The 486-nt window shown below is 53.1% G+C and carries 1 protein-coding gene and 1 pseudogene; both read right to left on the minus strand.

Translation table 11 applies throughout. The annotated features are described in order from the left end of the window. Positions 1-252, minus strand: a 252-nt coding sequence (locus FDX01_RS04600) for an efflux RND transporter permease subunit (protein WP_137399317.1), incomplete at its 3' end; no start/stop codon positions are given. A gap of 10 nt (positions 253-262) precedes the next feature. Beyond that, a pseudogene (locus FDX01_RS04605) lies at positions 263-486 on the minus strand (efflux RND transporter periplasmic adaptor subunit); the annotation flags it as partial.

Below are 486 nucleotides of genomic sequence, written 5' to 3' on the forward strand. Positions count from 1 at the left end.
GCCACGCACGGTTTTTGCGCCAGGTACGGACAGCATGGTGGTGGTAAGCGGATAGGTGACCTGGTTTTCTACAATCTGCGGAGCCTGTCCGGGATAGCTGGTTTTAATAATGACCTGCACATCTGACAGGTCAGGCAGCGCATCGACCGGCGTGTTAATTATCGTCCATGTGCCCCAGATGCTGAGAAACAGTGCGCCCATCATGACCAGGAAACGGTTGGCGACAGAGCGCCGGATAATCCATTCCATCATCGTCGTCTCCTCAGTGCCCTGAATGCATATTTACAGGCTGCTCAGACATTGCTGGCATACTGTTTTCTGTTTTTTCAGGGTGGCGCATACGTTCCAGCGCGCCCGTAATATTGGCTTCGGAGTCAATGAGGAACAGGCCACTGACCACCACGGTATCGCCTTCATTAAGACCGGAGCCAATGCCGGACTGTTGCTGTGATTCATGCAGAACGTGGATCTGTTTCGGCACAAACT

The sequence above is a fragment of the Citrobacter sp. wls613 genome, assembly GCF_005281195.1.
Taxonomy (GTDB): domain Bacteria; phylum Pseudomonadota; class Gammaproteobacteria; order Enterobacterales; family Enterobacteriaceae; genus Citrobacter; species Citrobacter gillenii.